The sequence below is a fragment of the Cedecea neteri genome (assembly GCF_000757825.1).
GTDB classification, from domain to species: Bacteria; Pseudomonadota; Gammaproteobacteria; order Enterobacterales; family Enterobacteriaceae; genus Cedecea; species Cedecea selenatireducens.
On sequence record NZ_CP009451.1, the window covers coordinates 2,613,299 to 2,630,395 of the forward strand.

Below are 17,097 nucleotides of genomic sequence, written 5' to 3' on the forward strand. Positions count from 1 at the left end.
GGCGGGGCTAAAGCCCGCCGTTTTTATATCACGCGCGAAAACTGCTGCAGGCGCGCTTTTTGCCTCAGGTAGGTATCAAAGCACATACAGATATTGCGGATCAGCAGGCGCCCCTTGCCGGTTACCTGAATCCCCTGGCTGTCTATCACCACCAGCCCATCTTTCGCCAGCGGAGCCAGCAGGCCCAGATCTTCTGCAAAGTAGTCAGCAAACGTCAGCGACCATGCTTGCTCAATTTCAGCGAAGTTAAGCTGGAAGTTACAGATCAGCGCCTTAATCACGTCGCGGCGAATACAATCGTCTCGCGTTAACGCCAGACCGCGCCACAGCGCATTGCCCTGCTCGTCCACCTGCTGATAATAAGACTTCAGCTCTTTCTGGTTCTGCGCGTAGCAATCGCCAATCATGCTGATGGCCGACACGCCAAGCCCCAGCAAATCGGTATCGCCCTGAGTGGTGTAGCCCTGGAAATTACGGTGCAGTTTGCCTTCACGCTGGGCAATAGCCAGTTCGTCATCCGGGCGGGCAAAATGATCCATACCGATAAATTGATAGCCTGAGCCGGTCAGCGAAGCGATGGTTTCCTGCAGGATATCCAGCTTCTGCTGGGCGCTCGGTAAGTCAGCGTCTTTGATCTTACGTTGGGCGGCAAACAGCGTCGGCAGGTGCGCATAGTTAAAAACGCTCAGACGATGCGGGCTTAGCTCGGCCACACGCTTGAGCGTAAAGGCAAAGCTTTCCGGCGTTTGCTTTGGCAGGCCGTAAATCAGGTCGATATTGGTGGAAGTAAAACCCAGCTCTCGCGCACGTTGAATAAGCGCGAAAATAAACTCTTCGTCCTGCTCACGGTTAACCAGACGCTGCACTTCTTTATTGAAGTCCTGAACGCCCATGCTGAGGCGGGTAAAACCTTCCTGCCGAAGATGATCGAGCACGTCCAGCTCGATTTCACGCGGGTCAACTTCAATGGACAGTTCGGCGTCGTCGTTAAAGCGGAAATTACCGCGCAGCAGCGTCATCAGGCGACTGATTTGCGCTTTGCTCAGGTAAGTTGGCGTCCCGCCGCCCCAGTGCAGCTGGCTAACGTGACGGCCAGCAAACAGCGGCGCACGGTGGATGATTTCCTGTTCCAGGGCATCGAGATACTGATCGGCTTTATGCTGCTGGCGGGTCACAATTTTATTGCAGCCGCAGAAATAGCAAAGCTTGTGGCAGAACGGGATATGCACGTAGAGCGACAGCGGGCGCTCCGGGTAACGGGCAACCGCCTGCAAAAATTCCGCCTCGCCAAAAGCTTCTGAGAACTCCAGCGCGGTCGGATAAGAGGTGTAACGCGGCCCTGAATAATTATATTTCTGGATCAGAGCCAGATCCCAGTCGATTAACTGCTCAGACATACTCACTCCTTGCGGTGTTGTCGCCGGCGCCGACGAGGCGAAGCTGGCCCGCTCGTTCCGCGAGCCATAACCCTTCGCCGCAGCAAATTCTGCAGCCGCGACAGCCGCCGTAGTTTAACGAATAACCACAGCAGATAACACACCAGCGGAATAACCATAATAAGAACAGGTAATCCCATAGGAGTAAGCGTCAGTTACCGCCCTTCAGCAGACGCATTAAATCGTCAGCTTTTTCTTCTTCTTCCTCTTCATCGTCTTCCCAGGCGATGCCGAGTTCGGCCATCAACGCGTCGATACGATCGAGCTTCGCATCAACCCAGGACTGCTCTTCTTTGCTCAGGGTTTCGCCTGCTTCCAGACGCTCCAGCAGCCCATCCAGGCGCTCATCGTTTTCCAGCATATCCAGCTCAGCCTGTGGTGTTAGCATAGGTTTCTCGCTCTTAGGTTTGTGCTGTTTAGCGACCGGTGCTGCATCGGTTACGCCCAGTTGAATTGGTTTTTTACTGCCAATGCGCGGGTCTTTCGCCTGACCCGAGGACTTACCGCCTTTTGCCTGGCTTTCGCCGTTAGCGCGGCTACCCGCTGCGTGGCCACTGTGTTTTTTCTGGCGCTTGCGCTCACGCGCTTCCTGGTCAATCTCTTCGCGCGATTTGCGGCGTGCTTTTGCCGGTTTTTTACCTTGTGGTGCAGAGTTTTGTTGCTTCATGATAAGTCGTCTTAAGCCATTTTATTCAGTATAGAATTGCGGCGGAATCTAGCAGAAAGCAAGCAAAGAAAAAAGGCGACAGGTTAACCAACCCTTATTTTCTTCATTAAGTTTCTCTTCTGGCGAGAAACACGGCGTTTTTCGCTCGTTCAGGTATAATCCCCGGCAAATGCTTACCTGACGGAGACAACCGTTTTGAAAAACTGGAACTATCAACTGACTAAGTTCGTGCTCAGCGCACCGGACATTCGCCATCTGCCTTCTGATACCGGTATTGAGGTTGCTTTCGCAGGCCGCTCTAACGCGGGTAAGTCCAGCTCGCTGAACACGCTGACCAACCAGAAAGGCCTGGCTCGCACCAGTAAAACCCCTGGTCGTACCCAGCTTATCAACCTGTTCGAAGTTGCCGAAGGCAAACGCCTGGTGGATTTACCGGGCTACGGCTATGCCGAAGTCCCTGAAGAGGTGAAGCACAAGTGGCAGCGCGCGCTGGGTGAATACCTGCAAAAGCGTAACAGCCTGAAAGGCCTGGTCGTGCTGATGGATATTCGTCATCCGCTGAAAGATCTCGACCAGCAGATGATTCAGTGGGCCGTAGCCAGCAATATCGAAGTGATGCTGCTGCTGACCAAAGCCGACAAGCTGGCTTCAGGCGCACGTAAAGCGCAGCTGAATATGGTGCGCGAGGCGGTTCTGGCGTTTGGCGGGAATATCGAGGTTGAGGCGTTCTCTTCCCTGAAGAAAACCGGCGTCGATAAACTGCGCCTGAAGCTGGATAGCTGGTACAACGATCTGCCACCGGCGGTGGAAGAAGAAGCGGCTGAAGAGTAATTAAAACACGTCCTCTGGCATATCCGATTTGCTCGGGGCTTGTCATCAGTCCAATACGCGGCCCAGGCCGCGTTTTTCTTTTGTTTCGCGCAATAAAAAACGCCCCAGTCATTTCTGACTGGGGCGGCTAAATATTCAGCCAAATCCGATTACGTGAAGTAAAAGGTCTGAAAGATAGAACATCTTACCTCTGTACCCTACGCGAATAACTCTACTCCTTTTTAATCGCTCAAAAAAGCATTTTTTGTAGTTTTTTTTCACTTTTTGCATCACATTCTTGAAGCATCATCACAAAAAGCTATGACTTATGTTGCTTAGTTACAAAAACATGACCTGAGCATTGAGTATTAATGCGCCTCATCCCAGTTCTTACCGCTGCCCACTTCCACCAGCAGCGGCACGTCGAGCTTCATGCTGTTTTCCATAAGCTCATGCACCTTTTCAGACACCGCTTCCACGTCGTCTTTGTGCACTTCGAATACCAGTTCATCGTGAACCTGCATGATCATTTTCACCCGTGGTTTATCCGTCTCCAGCCAGGCATCGACGGCAATCATCGCGCGCTTGATGATGTCAGCGGCGGTTCCCTGCATCGGGGCGTTGATCGCGGCACGTTCTGCCCCGGCACGGCGAGCGCCATTGCTGGAATTGATATCCGGCAGATAGAGGCGGCGGCCATCCAGCGTTTCTACATAGCCCCGATCTTTCGCCTGAGCACGCGTACGCTCCATATACTCCAGCACGCCCGGGTAACGCTCGAAGTAGAGATCCATGTACTTTTGGGACTCTTTACGTGGAATGTTGAGCTGGCGGGAAAGGCCAAAGGCGCTCATTCCGTAGATCAGACCAAAGTTAATCGCCTTCGCGCTGCGGCGCTGCTCGCCGGTAACGCTTTCAAGCGGCAGGCCAAAGACTTCTGCCGCAGTGGCGCGGTGGATATCTTTTCCTTCGGCAAAGGCGCTTAGCAAGCCTTTATCGCGGGAAAGATGAGCCATGATGCGCAGTTCAATTTGCGAGTAGTCCGCAGAAAGGATCACGTAGTCTTCAGGCGCAATAAAGGCCTGGCGAATACGGCGACCTTCATCGTTACGAACCGGGATGTTCTGCAGGTTAGGGTCGGTAGAAGACAGGCGACCGGTCGCCGTTACCGCCTGATGATAAGACGTATGTACGCGTCCGGTTATCGGGCTAATCATCAGCGGCAGTTTGTCGGTATAGGTGGATTTCAGCTTCGCAAGGCCGCGGTATTCCAGAATCACCTTAGGCAGCGGGTAATCCAGCGCCAGCTCTTCAAGTACCTCTTCGGAGGTTGACGGTGCACCGCCTGGCGTTTTCTTCAGCGGCTTAATGCCCTGCTTTTCAAACAGAATCGTTTGCAGCTGCTTAGTCGAAGAGAGATTAAATTCCTCGCCGGCAATGTCATGGGCCTTAAGCTCAAGCTCGGCAAGGCGTTTGGTCAGCTCGACGGAATGCGTGTGCAAAATAGTCGGGTCAATTTTAACGCCGTTGCGTTCAATACGTGAAATCACCGGTACCAGAGGCATTTCGACGTTTTTAAAGATGTTCAGCGGACCTTCGGTCTGCTCAAGCTTCGGCCACATTTTCAGGTGCAGCTGCAGCGTTACGTCTGCATCTTCTGCCGCATAACGCCCGGCCGTTTCCAGATCGATCTGGTTAAAGGTCAGCTGTTTTTTTCCTTTGCCGGCAATCTCTTCAAACGAGATGGTTTGGTGCTTCAGCCAGCGATCGGCAAGGCTGTCCATATCATGACGGCCCGCTACGCTGTCCAGCGTGTAGGACTCCAGCATGGTGTCAAAAGCAATACCACGCAGCTCAATGCCATAGTTCTGCATGATGCCACGGTCATATTTCAGGTTCTGGCCTACCTTCAGCGCTTTATCATCTTCCAGCAGCGGCTTAAGCAGCTCAAGCGCTCGTTCGCGCGAGATCTGATCTGGCGCATCGAGGTAATCATGAGCAACAGGGATGTAACAGGCGACGCCCGGTTCCGTGGCGAAGGAAAGCCCCACCAGGTTCGCGCTGACGTTATCCAGGCTGTCGGTTTCGGTATCAAACGCAAAGAGCGGCGCTTTTTTCAGCCGTTCAATCCATTCAACCAGCACTTTCTCATCGAGGATAGTGACGTAGTTGTCATAAGAGAGCTGGCTGGCTGGCGCTTCGGGTTCGGCTTCAACCTCGGCGGCTTTGTGCGGCTGTGCTGCCGGTTTAGCGCCTTTAGCCTGCATCCACTTGCCGGCTTCTACGTCGGTTACCCAGCGTTTGAATTCATACTGCTTAAAGAGGCCCAATAGCTCGTCCGCCGCCGGTTGCTGAATCTCAAGCTGCTCGCAGCCCAACTCCAGCTCAACGTCGGTTTTAATGGTAGCCAGTTTGTAGGACAGGTAAGCCAGCTCTTTGCTTTGCTCCAGCTTGGCAGCCATAGTTTTCGCACCGCGGAAGGAAAGCTCTGCGATTTTTTCCGGGTTGGCATAAAGCGTATCCAGACCACCAAGGCCCTGTAGCAGCGCCTGCGCCGTTTTCTCACCGACGCCCGGCACGCCAGGGATGTTATCGGAGGAGTCGCCCATTAGCGCCAGGAAGTCGATGATCAGTTCCGGCGGCACGCCGTACTTTGTCTGCACTTCTTCCGGCCCAAGAATAGTGTTGGTCATGGTGTTAATCAGCGTAACGCCAGGCGTCACCAGCTGCGCCATGTCTTTATCGCCGGTACTGATAAGCACCGGGCGACCGACCTTTTCAGCCTCCAGCGCCAGCGTCCCGATAACGTCATCGGCCTCAACGCCAGACACCGCCAGCAGCGGCAGCCCCATCGCTTTCACCATCGCGTGCAGCGGCTCAATCTGCGCTCTTAAATCGTCCGGCATCGGCGGGCGGTGCGATTTATAGTGCTCAAAAAGCTCATCACGGAACGTTTTGCCTTTGGCATCAAACACCACGGCGGCGTGCGTTGGCTGATACTGCAAAATCAGGCTACGCAGCATGTTCAGCACGCCGTACATCGCCCCCGTTGGCTCGCCACGGCTGTTCGTCAGCGGTGGGAAGGCGTGATATGCCCGATAAAGATAGGAAGAGCCATCAACGAGGATAAGCGGGTTGTCTGCGATCTGGACCATAATGTTCCGTTCCATGCCTGTGATTAATTTATTGTTCAAGGATGCCATAGCCAGGCCAAAAACATGAACTATTGGGCGCAATATGCTGAAAAGAATTCCTGGATCGGGAGATCCTGCGCAAGATCAAATCTGTGGATAACTTTGTGCATATATTTTTAACTAACTAATTTCACGAAATTATTTTTATTCTTATCATATTAAATGCATTTTAATTTCAGTAAGTTAACAGCATGATTGTTTAGCCTTAGTGAATTAACTAACGATCGTTTGATGTGGATATATACTCAGACGAGTGATAAACGACGCATCATTGTTCTACCCATAAATGCGGTTCATGAAAATCCTGTTCATTTGGCGAGTCGTCATTTTAGGTTTTCTGATAAAATCCGCCTCTTATTGCCGTTAATACCAGCGATCCACACTCACTTAACCTGCAAAAAAAATTACCTATGTCGAGATTACTCGCCGCGATCACATTAGTGCTAAGTGTTGCACTGGCTATTCTGGTCACGATCGCCTGTTCTGTGCCTATCATTATGGCCGGGATCGTTAAGCTACTGCTGCCCGTGCCGGTTATCTGGCGCTCAATCTCGGTATTTGCTGATTTCATGATGTACTGCTGGTGCGAAGGGCTCGCGCTGCTGCTGCGCCTCAATCCTTATTTAAAATGGGATGTTGAGGGACTGGAAGGACTTAACAAAAAGCACTGGTATTTGTTAATCAGCAATCATCAAAGCTGGGCAGATATCGTGATCCTTTGCGTGCTGTTCCGCAAACATATCCCCATGAACAAATACTTCCTTAAACAGCAGCTGGCCTGGGTTCCCTTTATGGGACTGGCCTGCTGGGCGCTGGATATGCCGTTTATGAAACGCTACTCGCGAGCTTATTTGCTGCGCCATCCGGAGCGACGCGGCAAAGATGTTGAAACCACGCGTCGCTCCTGCATGAAGTTTCGTGCCCATCCAACAACGATTGTGAATTTTGTTGAGGGTTCACGCTTCACCGCAGAGAAAAAGTCTCAGACTCGTTCGCCGTTTAACTATCTGTTAGCACCAAAAGCAGCCGGTATTGCAATGGCGATGAATGTACTGGGCAAGCAGTTCGACAAGATGCTGAACGTCACGCTGTGCTACCCGGAAAACGACCGTTTGCCTTTCTACGATATGCTGTCAGGAAAGATGACGAAAATTGTTGTGCGTGTTTCTTTGGAGCCGATTACCGAGGAGCTGCACGGGGATTATGTAAACGATAAAAACTTTAAGCGTCGTTTCCAGCTCTGGCTAAACAGGCTGTGGAACGAGAAAGATAAGCAGCTGGAAGCGCTGCACGGCGAGGAAAAAAAAGCCGGTCAGTGACCGGCTTCTTCTTATCTTATTTCTTCTCAACCAGGTATTTCACTGTGTCAGCATACTGCTGCACGAAGATATCCATGCTGCTGGTATCCATCCCCTGCATGTTCAGCTGATATTTGCCGTTAACAAACATGGCCGGTACGCCCTGCAGCTGAAGATCGGCTGCCGCTTTCTCTTGCTGAGCAACCAGAGATTTGACCACGAAGCTGTTCCAGGCCGCATCGTACTCTTCCGGCTTCACGCCCGCATCGATAAACACCTTGCGGATGTCTGCGTCGTTCTGCACGGTTTGAGTTTTCTGAACGGCTTCAAACATTGGGGACGTAATTTTATCTTCCACGCCCAGCGCCATAGCCACTGCCCATGCCTGAGTCAGATCTTTGCCCAATGGGCCCAGGAACTCAACGTGGTACTTGGTCATTTTGGTGCCTTCCGGCAGCTTTTTCTTCACGTTATCAGAAACATGAAGAACCTGTTCGAACTGGTAGCAGTGCGGGCAGTAGAATGAGAAAAACTCTAATACCTGTGGCTCACCGGCAACCGGTTTATCCAGGGTGACGTACTGTTTACCGTCGGTAAACTGTGCTGCAGAAGCGCTAAATGCCAGGATCATGCCCGCCAGCGCCAGCCAAATCTTCTTCATAATCAACTCTCTCCTGAATTTTACTGATTAATACATTGGCGTTAATTGTAATGGTGGTTCTCGAAGAACCCGGACCTGCTCTGTAAAGGTTGCAGTCTGTCTTCTCCAGAAATCCTCCTCGCTAAACCAGGGGAAATTTCGGGGGAATGCGGGGTCATCCCAGCGTCGCATCAGCCACGCGAGATAATAAACAATGCGCATAGCGCGTAGCGGTTCAATCAGGGTTAGTTCGCCGGTATCAAACGTCGAAAACTCTTCGTAAGCTTCAATAATGGTTTCTAACTGCATGCGCTGTTCGGGCTTATCGCCATTAAGCAACATCCAGATATCCTGCACGGCCGGACCATTACGAGCATCATCAAGATCAACGAACAGCGGCCCGTCGCGCCAGAGAATGTTACCCGGATGGCAGTCACCGTGCAGGCGAAGTGATTCAAAATCGGTGTGCCAGGTGAGTTTTACTTCGTCGATCAACGCATCTGTTGCGGTCAAAAAGTCTTTCTTAAGGGCGCGGGGAATAAGCTTGCTGTCTTCAAATAGCTCACGCGGCTGAAAAAGATATTCATCCAGGCCAAAGGTTGGGCGGTGCTGAAAGAGTTGCTGGCGACCCGTTTGATGAATGCGGCCAAGATAGCGACCCACCCATTCCATTTGGTCGAGGTTATCGGTTTCATACTGCCGCCCCCCCAGGCTTGGGAACACGGCAAACATAAACCCCTGATGCTGCAGGAGTGTGTTTCCCGCAAAACGGAGGGGAGCAGCCATAGGCACTTCATCAGCCTGAAGCTCCAGCGCAAATTGATGTTCTTCTTCAATTTGCGCCGCTGACCAGCGATGTGGACGATAAAACTTCACCACAAACCGTTGGCGATCTTCATCCTGGAATTGGTAAACGCGGTTTTCAAAACTGTTTAACGGCGTCAAACCCGAATCAACCCGAATGCCCTGTTCAAAAAGAGCATCGAGGATAGTATCCGGATGTAGAGTCTGGAAATTAAAAGCGCTGTCTGTCATCCCGGCAACCGGAGTAAATACGAATACTTCAGGATAACATTTCAAAACCGCTTAAGTGTCTCGACTTACAAGCTTTTACTCTTTAATCACACCACGTGCGCGCAACAGAGCCGTTTTAAAGTCTTCCTCATAGTCTTTTTTAAGACCCGGAATAGCGTCATCTTTTGCAGAATCACGCATTTTAAGGTGGTAGATCAGTACATCGTCAGTCAGATCGGTCAGCTCACCGCGATAGCCTGACTCCGTAGCCAGTTTCTGCAAGAATTGTATCAGGTTAAGATCTGGATCTTTCTGCCATGCTGGCTGAAGCAGTTCAAGAAGTTCGTTCAGGCGCTTACATTTCATGTTGGTGTTCCTTATCACATGTGAAAGGCAACACGTTAGCAGGCTCAAACCCACATTAAAAGAGGCGATATTCGTGCAGCGATTAACAGAGGTAACTGGCGTTGTGCTGGCCGGCGGCCGGGGAAGCAGAATGGGCGGCAGCGATAAAGGATTAGCCTTGCTTAACGGCCAGCCACTTTTCCAGCACGTCCTCAACGCATTAAGGCTACAGGTAGGCGATGTTGTCATCAGCGCCAACAGAAACCTCGAGATCTATCAGCGAAGTGGCGCTCCGGTTATCCAGGATTCAATGAGTGATTATCAGGGGCCGCTGGCCGGTATGTTAGCCGTTATAGAACAAACGGAAAGCGAGTGGCTGTTATTCTGCCCTTGCGACACCCCTAATATACCCGAAGATCTGGCATCAAGACTCTGGCAGGCGCGTGAAAATGCGCCGGCAACCTGGGTAAATGACGGCCAACGGGATCACCCTAGCGTTGCACTACTTCATCGTTCCCTTTGTTTGCCGCTAACAGAATATTTGCACGCAGGCGAAAGACGAGTGATGCAGTTTTTATTGAGCACCGGCGGGCATGCAGTCTCTTTTGATGGCCTGGCAGACTGTTTCACCAACATAAATACTCTTGATGAGCTTTCACGATGGCAGAAAAAAGGATAGTAGCGCCTTTATTGGCTATTGCGGCCTGGAGCGGTACAGGAAAAACCACGTTACTGAAGCAGCTGATCCCACTTTTGCTGGAGAAAGGCATCAGGCCAGGACTTATCAAACATACGCATCATGATATGGATGTGGATAAACCGGGTAAGGATAGCTATGAGCTACGCAAAGCTGGCGCAGCGCAAACCATCGTCGCCAGCCAGAAGCGTTGGGCACTAATGACGGAAACGCCCGAAATACCTGACCTGGTTCTACATTACCTTGCCTCAAGGATGGACAGCAGCAGGTTGGATCTTATTCTTGTCGAGGGTTTCAAACACGAGCCGGTGGCAAAAATCCTGCTGTTCAGACAGGAAACGGGTCATAAAGCGGAAGAATTAGAGATCGATCCCTGTGTTATCGCTGTAGCCAGTAACGTACCTTTGACCATTTCCGTACCCGTATTGGATATTAATAATGCAGAAGGGATTGCTGATTTCATCTATGAATGGATAAAACAGCAATAACGAGCTGAAAAGATGCCGCTTGCGGCGTTTTTTTAATCTGTAAAAAGCAAAAAACCCCAGCCGTCAGGCTGAGGTTTTCTGTTTTATTTGATGCCTGGCAGTTCCTACAGTACTCGTATCATCCTGATACTCGCCCCTTTGGGGCCGCCGCACACGGCGTTCAAACGTGTTCCCGACACGTTTGTCGCATGCCCATGCTCGTGCAGATAATTTCCTGATATCACATAAACAAAAAACCCCAGCCGTCAGGCTGAGGTTTTCTGTTTTATTTGATGCCTGGCAGTTCCCTACTCTCGCATGGGGAGACCCCACACTACCATCGGCGCTACGGCGTTTCACTTCTGAGTTCGGCATGGGGTCAGGTGGGACCACCGCGCTACGGCCGCCAGGCAAATTCTGTTATTGACCGTCATGCATCCGCATAACCATCAATCTAATCCTGAACTAAGCTGAAAATTTACTCTTTCTCTCTAATTTCTCTCAAAACACCTTCGGTGTTGTAAGGTTAAGCCTCACGGATCATTAGTACTGGTTAGCTCAACGTATCGCTACGCTTACACACCCAGCCTATCAACGTCGTAGTCTTCAACGTTCCTTCAGGACCCTTAAAGGGTCAGGGAGAACTCATCTCGGGGCAAGTTTCGCGCTTAGATGCTTTCAGCGCTTATCTTTTCCGCATTTAGCTACCGGGCAATGCCATTGGCATGACAACCCGAACACCAGTGATGCGTCCACTCCGGTCCTCTCGTACTAGGAGCAGCCCCCCTCAATTCTCCAGCGCCCACGGCAGATAGGGACCGAACTGTCTCACGACGTTCTAAACCCAGCTCGCGTACCACTTTAAATGGCGAACAGCCATACCCTTGGGACCTACTTCAGCCCCAGGATGTGATGAGCCGACATCGAGGTGCCAAACACCGCCGTCGATATGAACTCTTGGGCGGTATCAGCCTGTTATCCCCGGAGTACCTTTTATCCGTTGAGCGATGGCCCTTCCATTCAGAACCACCGGATCACTAAGACCTGCTTTCGCACCTGCTCGAGCCGTCACTCTCGCAGTCAAGCTAGCTTATGCCTTTGCACTAACCTCACGATGTCCGACCGTGATTAGCTAACCTTCGTGCTCCTCCGTTACGCTTTAGGAGGAGACCGCCCCAGTCAAACTACCCACCAGACACTGTCCGCAACCCGGATCACGGGTCTACGTTAGAACATCAAACATTAAAGGGTGGTATTTCAAGGTTGGCTCCACGCAGACTGGCGTCCACGCTTCAAAGCCTCCCACCTATCCTACACATCAAGGCTCAATGTTCAGTGTCAAGCTATAGTAAAGGTTCACGGGGTCTTTCCGTCTTGCCGCGGGTACACTGCATCTTCACAGCGATTTCAATTTCACTGAGTCTCGGGTGGAGACAGCCTGGCCATCATTACGCCATTCGTGCAGGTCGGAACTTACCCGACAAGGAATTTCGCTACCTTAGGACCGTTATAGTTACGGCCGCCGTTTACCGGGGCTTCGATCAAGAGCTTCTCCTTGCGGATAACCCCATCAATTAACCTTCCGGCACCGGGCAGGCGTCACACCGTATACGTCCACTTTCGTGTTTGCACAGTGCTGTGTTTTTAATAAACAGTTGCAGCCAGCTGGTATCTTCGACTGCCTTCAGCTCCACCCGCGAGGGGTTTCACCTACCGACAGCGTGCCTTCTCCCGAAGTTACGGCACCATTTTGCCTAGTTCCTTCACCCGAGTTCTCTCAAGCGCCTTGGTATTCTCTACCTGACCACCTGTGTCGGTTTGGGGTACGATTTAATGTTACCTGATGCTTAGAGGCTTTTCCTGGAAGCAGGGCATTTGTTACTTCAGCACCGTAGTGCCTCGTCATCACACCTCAGCGTTTAATAAGCGTCCGGATTTACCTAAACACTCCGCCTACATGCTTAAACCGGGACAACCGTCGCCCGGCTAACATAGCCTTCTCCGTCCCCCCTTCGCAGTAACACCAAGTACAGGAATATTAACCTGTTTCCCATCGACTACGCCTTTCGGCCTCGCCTTAGGGGTCGACTCACCCTGCCCCGATTAACGTTGGACAGGAACCCTTGGTCTTCCGGCGAGCGGGCTTTTCACCCGCTTTATCGTTACTTATGTCAGCATTCGCACTTCTGATACCTCCAGCAGACCTCACAGTCCACCTTCGACGGCTTACAGAACGCTCCCCTACCCAACAACGCATAAGCGTCGCTGCCGCAGCTTCGGTGCATGGTTTAGCCCCGTTACATCTTCCGCGCAGGCCGACTCGACCAGTGAGCTATTACGCTTTCTTTAAATGATGGCTGCTTCTAAGCCAACATCCTGGCTGTCTGTGCCTTCCCACATCGTTTCCCACTTAACCATGACTTTGGGACCTTAGCTGGCGGTCTGGGTTGTTTCCCTCTTCACGACGGACGTTAGCACCCGCCGTGTGTCTCCCGTGATAACATTCTTCGGTATTCGTAGTTTGCATCGGGTTGGTAAGCCGGGATGGCCCCCTAGCCGAAACAGTGCTCTACCCCCGAAGATGAGTTCACGAGGCGCTACCTAAATAGCTTTCGGGGAGAACCAGCTATCTCCCGGTTTGATTGGCCTTTCACCCCCAGCCACAAGTCATCCGCTAATTTTTCAACATTAGTCGGTTCGGTCCTCCAGTTAGTGTTACCCAACCTTCAACCTGCCCATGGCTAGATCACCGGGTTTCGGGTCTATACCCTGCAACTTAACGCCCAGTTAAGACTCGGTTTCCCTGCGGCTCCCCTATACGGTTAACCTTGCTACAGAATATAAGTCGCTGACCCATTATACAAAAGGTACGCAGTCACCCCATAAAAGAGGCTCCCACTGCTTGTACGTACACGGTTTCAGGTTCTGTTTCACTCCCCTCGCCGGGGTTCTTTTCGCCTTTCCCTCACGGTACTGGTTCACTATCGGTCAGTCAGGAGTATTTAGCCTTGGAGGATGGTCCCCCCATATTCAGACAGGATACCACGTGTCCCGCCCTACTCTTCGAACTCACAGCATGTGCATTTTAGTGTACGGGAGTATCACCCTGTACCCTGCGACTTTCCAGACGCTTCCACTAACACACAAACTGATTCAGGTTCTGGGCTGTTCCCCGTTCGCTCGCCGCTACTGGGGGAATCTCGGTTGATTTCTTTTCCTCGGGGTACTTAGATGTTTCAGTTCCCCCGGTTCGCTTCGTTAAGCTATGTATTCACTTAACGATAGTGTGTCGAAACACACTGGGTTTCCCCATTCGGAAATCGCCGGCTATAACGGTTCATATCACCTTACCGACGCTTATCGCAGATTAGCACGTCCTTCATCGCCTCTGACTGCCAGGGCATCCACCGTGTACGCTTAGTCGCTTAACCTCACAACCCGAAGATGTCTCGTGAGACACCATCGCTGTTGCGAAAATTTGAGAGACTCGAACATGTCTTAACCCCATCCCTTATTACGGAGGAATGAGACGACATGTCGTTTCAATTTTCAGCTTGTTCCGGATTGTTAAAGAGCAAATATCTCAAACATGACTCTTTCAAGTCAGTTTTGAGATATAACGGCACGCAACTTTCACTTACATACCAGCAAGTGGCGTCCCCTAGGGGATTCGAACCCCTGTTACCGCCGTGAAAGGGCGGTGTCCTGGGCCTCTAGACGAAGGGGACACTGAAGTCTCAATCGCAAGACGCCTTGCTTCTCTACATCTATCAGACAATCTGTGTGAGCACTACGCGGGTTGTATCTTTTAGGTAAGGAGGTGATCCAACCGCAGGTTCCCCTACGGTTACCTTGTTACGACTTCACCCCAGTCATGAATCACAAAGTGGTAAGCGCCCTCCCGAAGGTTAAGCTACCTACTTCTTTTGCAACCCACTCCCATGGTGTGACGGGCGGTGTGTACAAGGCCCGGGAACGTATTCACCGTAGCATTCTGATCTACGATTACTAGCGATTCCGACTTCATGGAGTCGAGTTGCAGACTCCAATCCGGACTACGACGCACTTTATGAGGTCCGCTTGCTCTCGCGAGGTCGCTTCTCTTTGTATGCGCCATTGTAGCACGTGTGTAGCCCTACTCGTAAGGGCCATGATGACTTGACGTCATCCCCACCTTCCTCCAGTTTATCACTGGCAGTCTCCTTTGAGTTCCCGGCCGAACCGCTGGCAACAAAGGATAAGGGTTGCGCTCGTTGCGGGACTTAACCCAACATTTCACAACACGAGCTGACGACAGCCATGCAGCACCTGTCTCAGAGTTCCCGAAGGCACCAATCCATCTCTGGAAAGTTCTCTGGATGTCAAGAGTAGGTAAGGTTCTTCGCGTTGCATCGAATTAAACCACATGCTCCACCGCTTGTGCGGGCCCCCGTCAATTCATTTGAGTTTTAACCTTGCGGCCGTACTCCCCAGGCGGTCGACTTAACGCGTTAGCTCCGGAAGCCACGCCTCAAGGGCACAACCTCCAAGTCGACATCGTTTACGGCGTGGACTACCAGGGTATCTAATCCTGTTTGCTCCCCACGCTTTCGCACCTGAGCGTCAGTCTTTGTCCAGGGGGCCGCCTTCGCCACCGGTATTCCTCCAGATCTCTACGCATTTCACCGCTACACCTGGAATTCTACCCCCCTCTACAAGACTCAAGCTTGCCAGTTTCGAATGCAGTTCCCAGGTTGAGCCCGGGGATTTCACATCCGACTTAACAAACCGCCTGCGTGCGCTTTACGCCCAGTAATTCCGATTAACGCTTGCACCCTCCGTATTACCGCGGCTGCTGGCACGGAGTTAGCCGGTGCTTCTTCTGCGAGTAACGTCAATCGCTAAGGTTATTAACCTTAACGCCTTCCTCCTCGCTGAAAGTACTTTACAACCCGAAGGCCTTCTTCATACACGCGGCATGGCTGCATCAGGCTTGCGCCCATTGTGCAATATTCCCCACTGCTGCCTCCCGTAGGAGTCTGGACCGTGTCTCAGTTCCAGTGTGGCTGGTCATCCTCTCAGACCAGCTAGGGATCGTCGCCTAGGTGAGCCATTACCCCACCTACTAGCTAATCCCATCTGGGTTCATCTGATGGCAAGAGGCCCGAAGGTCCCCCTCTTTGGTCTTGCGACGTTATGCGGTATTAGCTACCGTTTCCAGTAGTTATCCCCCTCCATCAGGCAGATCCCCAGACATTACTCACCCGTCCGCCGCTCGTCACCCAGGAGCAAGCTCCCTGTGCTACCGCTCGACTTGCATGTGTTAGGCCTGCCGCCAGCGTTCAATCTGAGCCATGATCAAACTCTTCAATTTAAAAGTGTTTGATGCTCAAAGAATTAAAACTGTTTATAAAATCAGTAGTCACTCTTCAAGACTTGATATTTTGTTGCATCCGAAGATGCTGAGATATCAATCCTGCGAGTGCCCACACAGATTGTCTGATAAATTGTTAAAGAGCAGTGAGTTACGCGCTTTCGCTTGCTAACTCGAGGTGGCGTATATTACGCTTTCCTCTTTCAGAGTCAAGCGTTTATTTTCGCTTTCGTCTGACTGACTACCGGGTTGTTAAGCCGCTTTCGAAGCCGCTTTGCCGTGTCAGTGGAGGCGCATTATAGGGAGTTCTCAGAGCCTGACAACCCCTAATTTGAAAAAACTTTCTGACCGCATTCTTTTTCACCAACGGCGCGCAGAAAGCCAGCAATATCGGGATATTTGCTGCATAAATCACCGCAAAATCACTGCCGGTGGCATACTAAGGCAAGAAATACTGCTAAAGGAATTGCGTCATGTCTTTATCCACTCAACAACTTGCCGCCCAAAAAAACCTTTCTTACGTGCTGGCAGAGAAATTAGCCCAAAGAATTCTGAAGGGAGAATATGCCGCAGGAAGCATTCTTCCGGGCGAAATGGAGCTGGGTGACTTATACGGCGTCAGCCGAACCGCCGTTCGCGAAGCCGTAAAGACGCTTGCCGCTAAAGGTATGCTGCTGCCCCGCCCACGGATTGGCACTCGCGTTATGCCTCGCAGCCATTGGAACTTCCTTGATAAGGAACTGATAGCCTGGTGGATGACCAAAGATAACTTCAGCCATGTAGTAGAAGAGTTTTTAATTATGCGTAATAGCCTGGAGCCACAGGCCTGCGCGTTAGCCGCGATTAATAGTAATGAAGCGCAGCGCGCAAAGCTGGCCCAGCTGATGGCGCAAATGACCGAACTTCAGCACACCTTTGATCGGCAGCGGTGGATTGAGGTGGACATGGCCTACCACGAAATTATCTATGAAATGAGTGGTAACCCTTTCATGACATCTTTCGCGAACTTATTCAGGTCGATTTATTACAATTACTTCACCGCGATTACCGATAACGAAGTCATTAAGCTCGATTTGCATCAGGCGATTGTTGATGCCATTACTCAGGGAGAGGAGCAGGCCGCCTTTAATGCCTGCCTGGCGTTATTAAAGGAACCCGTCGCTCATCGGTAGTCTA

Annotated in this window: 11 protein-coding genes, 1 tRNA gene and 3 rRNA genes; 5 read left to right on the forward strand and 10 right to left on the reverse strand. The window is 51.5% G+C overall.

Annotated elements, in window-relative coordinates; all coding sequences use genetic code 11:
- Positions 1-23: 23 nt before the first annotated feature.
- Both hemN and yihI read right to left on the reverse strand, forming a co-directional pair.
- Positions 24-1,397 (reverse strand): oxygen-independent coproporphyrinogen III oxidase, encoded by a 1,374-nt coding sequence (gene hemN / locus JT31_RS12080; protein WP_038477239.1) that lies wholly within the window; start codon positions 1,395-1,397, stop codon positions 24-26.
- 190 nt (positions 1,398-1,587) lie between these two features.
- Positions 1,588-2,103, reverse strand: a complete 516-nt coding sequence (yihI, locus tag JT31_RS12085) for a Der GTPase-activating protein YihI (protein WP_038477242.1) — start codon at positions 2,101-2,103, stop codon at positions 1,588-1,590.
- A 195-nt stretch (positions 2,104-2,298) separates the two neighbouring features.
- Here yihI and yihA point away from each other — a divergent pair, with 195 nt between their 5' ends.
- Positions 2,299-2,934: a ribosome biogenesis GTP-binding protein YihA/YsxC gene (yihA, locus tag JT31_RS12090; RefSeq protein ID WP_038477245.1), complete on the forward strand. Its 636-nt coding sequence runs from the start codon at positions 2,299-2,301 to the stop codon at positions 2,932-2,934.
- A 347-nt stretch (positions 2,935-3,281) separates the two neighbouring features.
- Here yihA and polA read toward each other — a convergent pair whose 3' ends face one another.
- On the reverse strand, positions 3,282-6,068 hold the full coding sequence (polA, locus tag JT31_RS12095; protein WP_038477248.1) for a DNA polymerase I: 2,787 nt from the start codon (positions 6,066-6,068) through the stop codon (positions 3,282-3,284).
- A gap of 449 nt (positions 6,069-6,517) precedes the next feature.
- On the opposite strand from polA, the gene JT31_RS12100 reads away from it, so the two are divergent.
- Positions 6,518-7,426 (forward strand): acyltransferase, encoded by a 909-nt coding sequence (locus JT31_RS12100; RefSeq protein ID WP_038477251.1) that lies wholly within the window; start codon positions 6,518-6,520, stop codon positions 7,424-7,426.
- Positions 7,427-7,442: 16 nt separating this feature from the next.
- Here JT31_RS12100 and dsbA read toward each other — a convergent pair whose 3' ends face one another.
- From dsbA to JT31_RS12115, 3 genes are all read right to left on the reverse strand, one after another.
- The gene (dsbA, locus tag JT31_RS12105; RefSeq protein ID WP_038477254.1) at positions 7,443-8,066 is read right to left on the reverse strand and encodes a thiol:disulfide interchange protein DsbA; all 624 of its coding nucleotides are present in this window, start codon (positions 8,064-8,066) and stop codon (positions 7,443-7,445) included.
- A gap of 27 nt (positions 8,067-8,093) precedes the next feature.
- Positions 8,094-9,080 (reverse strand): serine/threonine protein kinase, encoded by a 987-nt coding sequence (locus JT31_RS12110; RefSeq protein WP_038477257.1) that lies wholly within the window; start codon positions 9,078-9,080, stop codon positions 8,094-8,096.
- Positions 9,081-9,155: 75 nt separating this feature from the next.
- Positions 9,156-9,425, reverse strand: coding sequence for a YihD family protein (locus JT31_RS12115; RefSeq protein ID WP_038477260.1), 270 nt, complete (start codon positions 9,423-9,425; stop codon positions 9,156-9,158).
- Positions 9,426-9,555: 130 nt separating this feature from the next.
- On the opposite strand from JT31_RS12115, the gene mobA reads away from it, so the two are divergent.
- Both mobA and mobB read left to right on the forward strand, forming a co-directional pair.
- Positions 9,556-10,083: a molybdenum cofactor guanylyltransferase MobA gene (gene mobA / locus JT31_RS12120; RefSeq protein ID WP_052049069.1), complete on the forward strand. Its 528-nt coding sequence runs from the start codon at positions 9,556-9,558 to the stop codon at positions 10,081-10,083.
- A complete protein-coding gene (gene mobB, locus JT31_RS12125) occupies positions 10,065-10,589 on the forward strand; it encodes a molybdopterin-guanine dinucleotide biosynthesis protein MobB (protein ID WP_038477263.1) in 525 nt (174 codons plus the stop codon). Before mobA ends, mobB begins: the two co-directional genes overlap by 19 nt.
- A gap of 274 nt (positions 10,590-10,863) precedes the next feature.
- Here mobB and rrf read toward each other — a convergent pair.
- From rrf to JT31_RS12145, 4 genes are all read right to left on the reverse strand, one after another.
- Positions 10,864-10,979 (reverse strand): 5S ribosomal RNA (rrf, locus tag JT31_RS12130).
- A 111-nt stretch (positions 10,980-11,090) separates the two neighbouring features.
- Positions 11,091-13,999 (reverse strand): 23S ribosomal RNA (locus JT31_RS12135).
- 221 nt (positions 14,000-14,220) lie between these two features.
- A tRNA-Glu gene (locus JT31_RS12140) sits at positions 14,221-14,296 on the reverse strand.
- 85 nt (positions 14,297-14,381) lie between these two features.
- Positions 14,382-15,921: ribosomal RNA gene (locus JT31_RS12145) — 16S ribosomal RNA — on the reverse strand.
- Together the 16S, 23S and 5S rRNA genes with 1 tRNA gene alongside form the textbook arrangement of a ribosomal RNA operon.
- Before the next feature lie 473 nt (positions 15,922-16,394).
- Between JT31_RS12145 and JT31_RS12150 the strand changes: the two genes are divergently transcribed.
- Positions 16,395-17,093 carry a FadR/GntR family transcriptional regulator gene (locus JT31_RS12150; protein WP_038477266.1) on the forward strand — a complete coding sequence of 233 codons (699 nt, stop codon included), beginning with the start codon at positions 16,395-16,397 and terminating at the stop codon, positions 17,091-17,093.
- Positions 17,094-17,097 lie beyond the last annotated feature (4 nt).

Bases quoted from the DNA above. Each gene is read 5' to 3' on its own strand.
- hemN (WP_038477239.1), bottom strand. From the start codon at position 1,397: ATGTCTGAGCAGTTAATCGACTGGGATCTGGCTCTGATCCAGAAATAT.
- yihI (WP_038477242.1), bottom strand. From the start codon at position 2,103: ATGAAGCAACAAAACTCTGCACCACAAGGTAAAAAACCGGCAAAAGCA.
- polA (WP_038477248.1), bottom strand. From the start codon at position 6,068: ATGGTCCAGATCGCAGACAACCCGCTTATCCTCGTTGATGGCTCTTCC.
- JT31_RS12100 (WP_038477251.1), top strand. From the start codon at position 6,518: ATGTCGAGATTACTCGCCGCGATCACATTAGTGCTAAGTGTTGCACTG.
- dsbA (WP_038477254.1), bottom strand. From the start codon at position 8,066: ATGAAGAAGATTTGGCTGGCGCTGGCGGGCATGATCCTGGCATTTAGC.
- JT31_RS12110 (WP_038477257.1), bottom strand. From the start codon at position 9,080: ATGACAGACAGCGCTTTTAATTTCCAGACTCTACATCCGGATACTATC.
- JT31_RS12115 (WP_038477260.1), bottom strand. From the start codon at position 9,425: ATGAAATGTAAGCGCCTGAACGAACTTCTTGAACTGCTTCAGCCAGCA.
- mobA (WP_052049069.1), top strand. From the start codon at position 9,556: ATGGGCGGCAGCGATAAAGGATTAGCCTTGCTTAACGGCCAGCCACTT.
- mobB (WP_038477263.1), top strand. From the start codon at position 10,065: ATGGCAGAAAAAAGGATAGTAGCGCCTTTATTGGCTATTGCGGCCTGG.
- JT31_RS12150 (WP_038477266.1), top strand. From the start codon at position 16,395: ATGTCTTTATCCACTCAACAACTTGCCGCCCAAAAAAACCTTTCTTAC.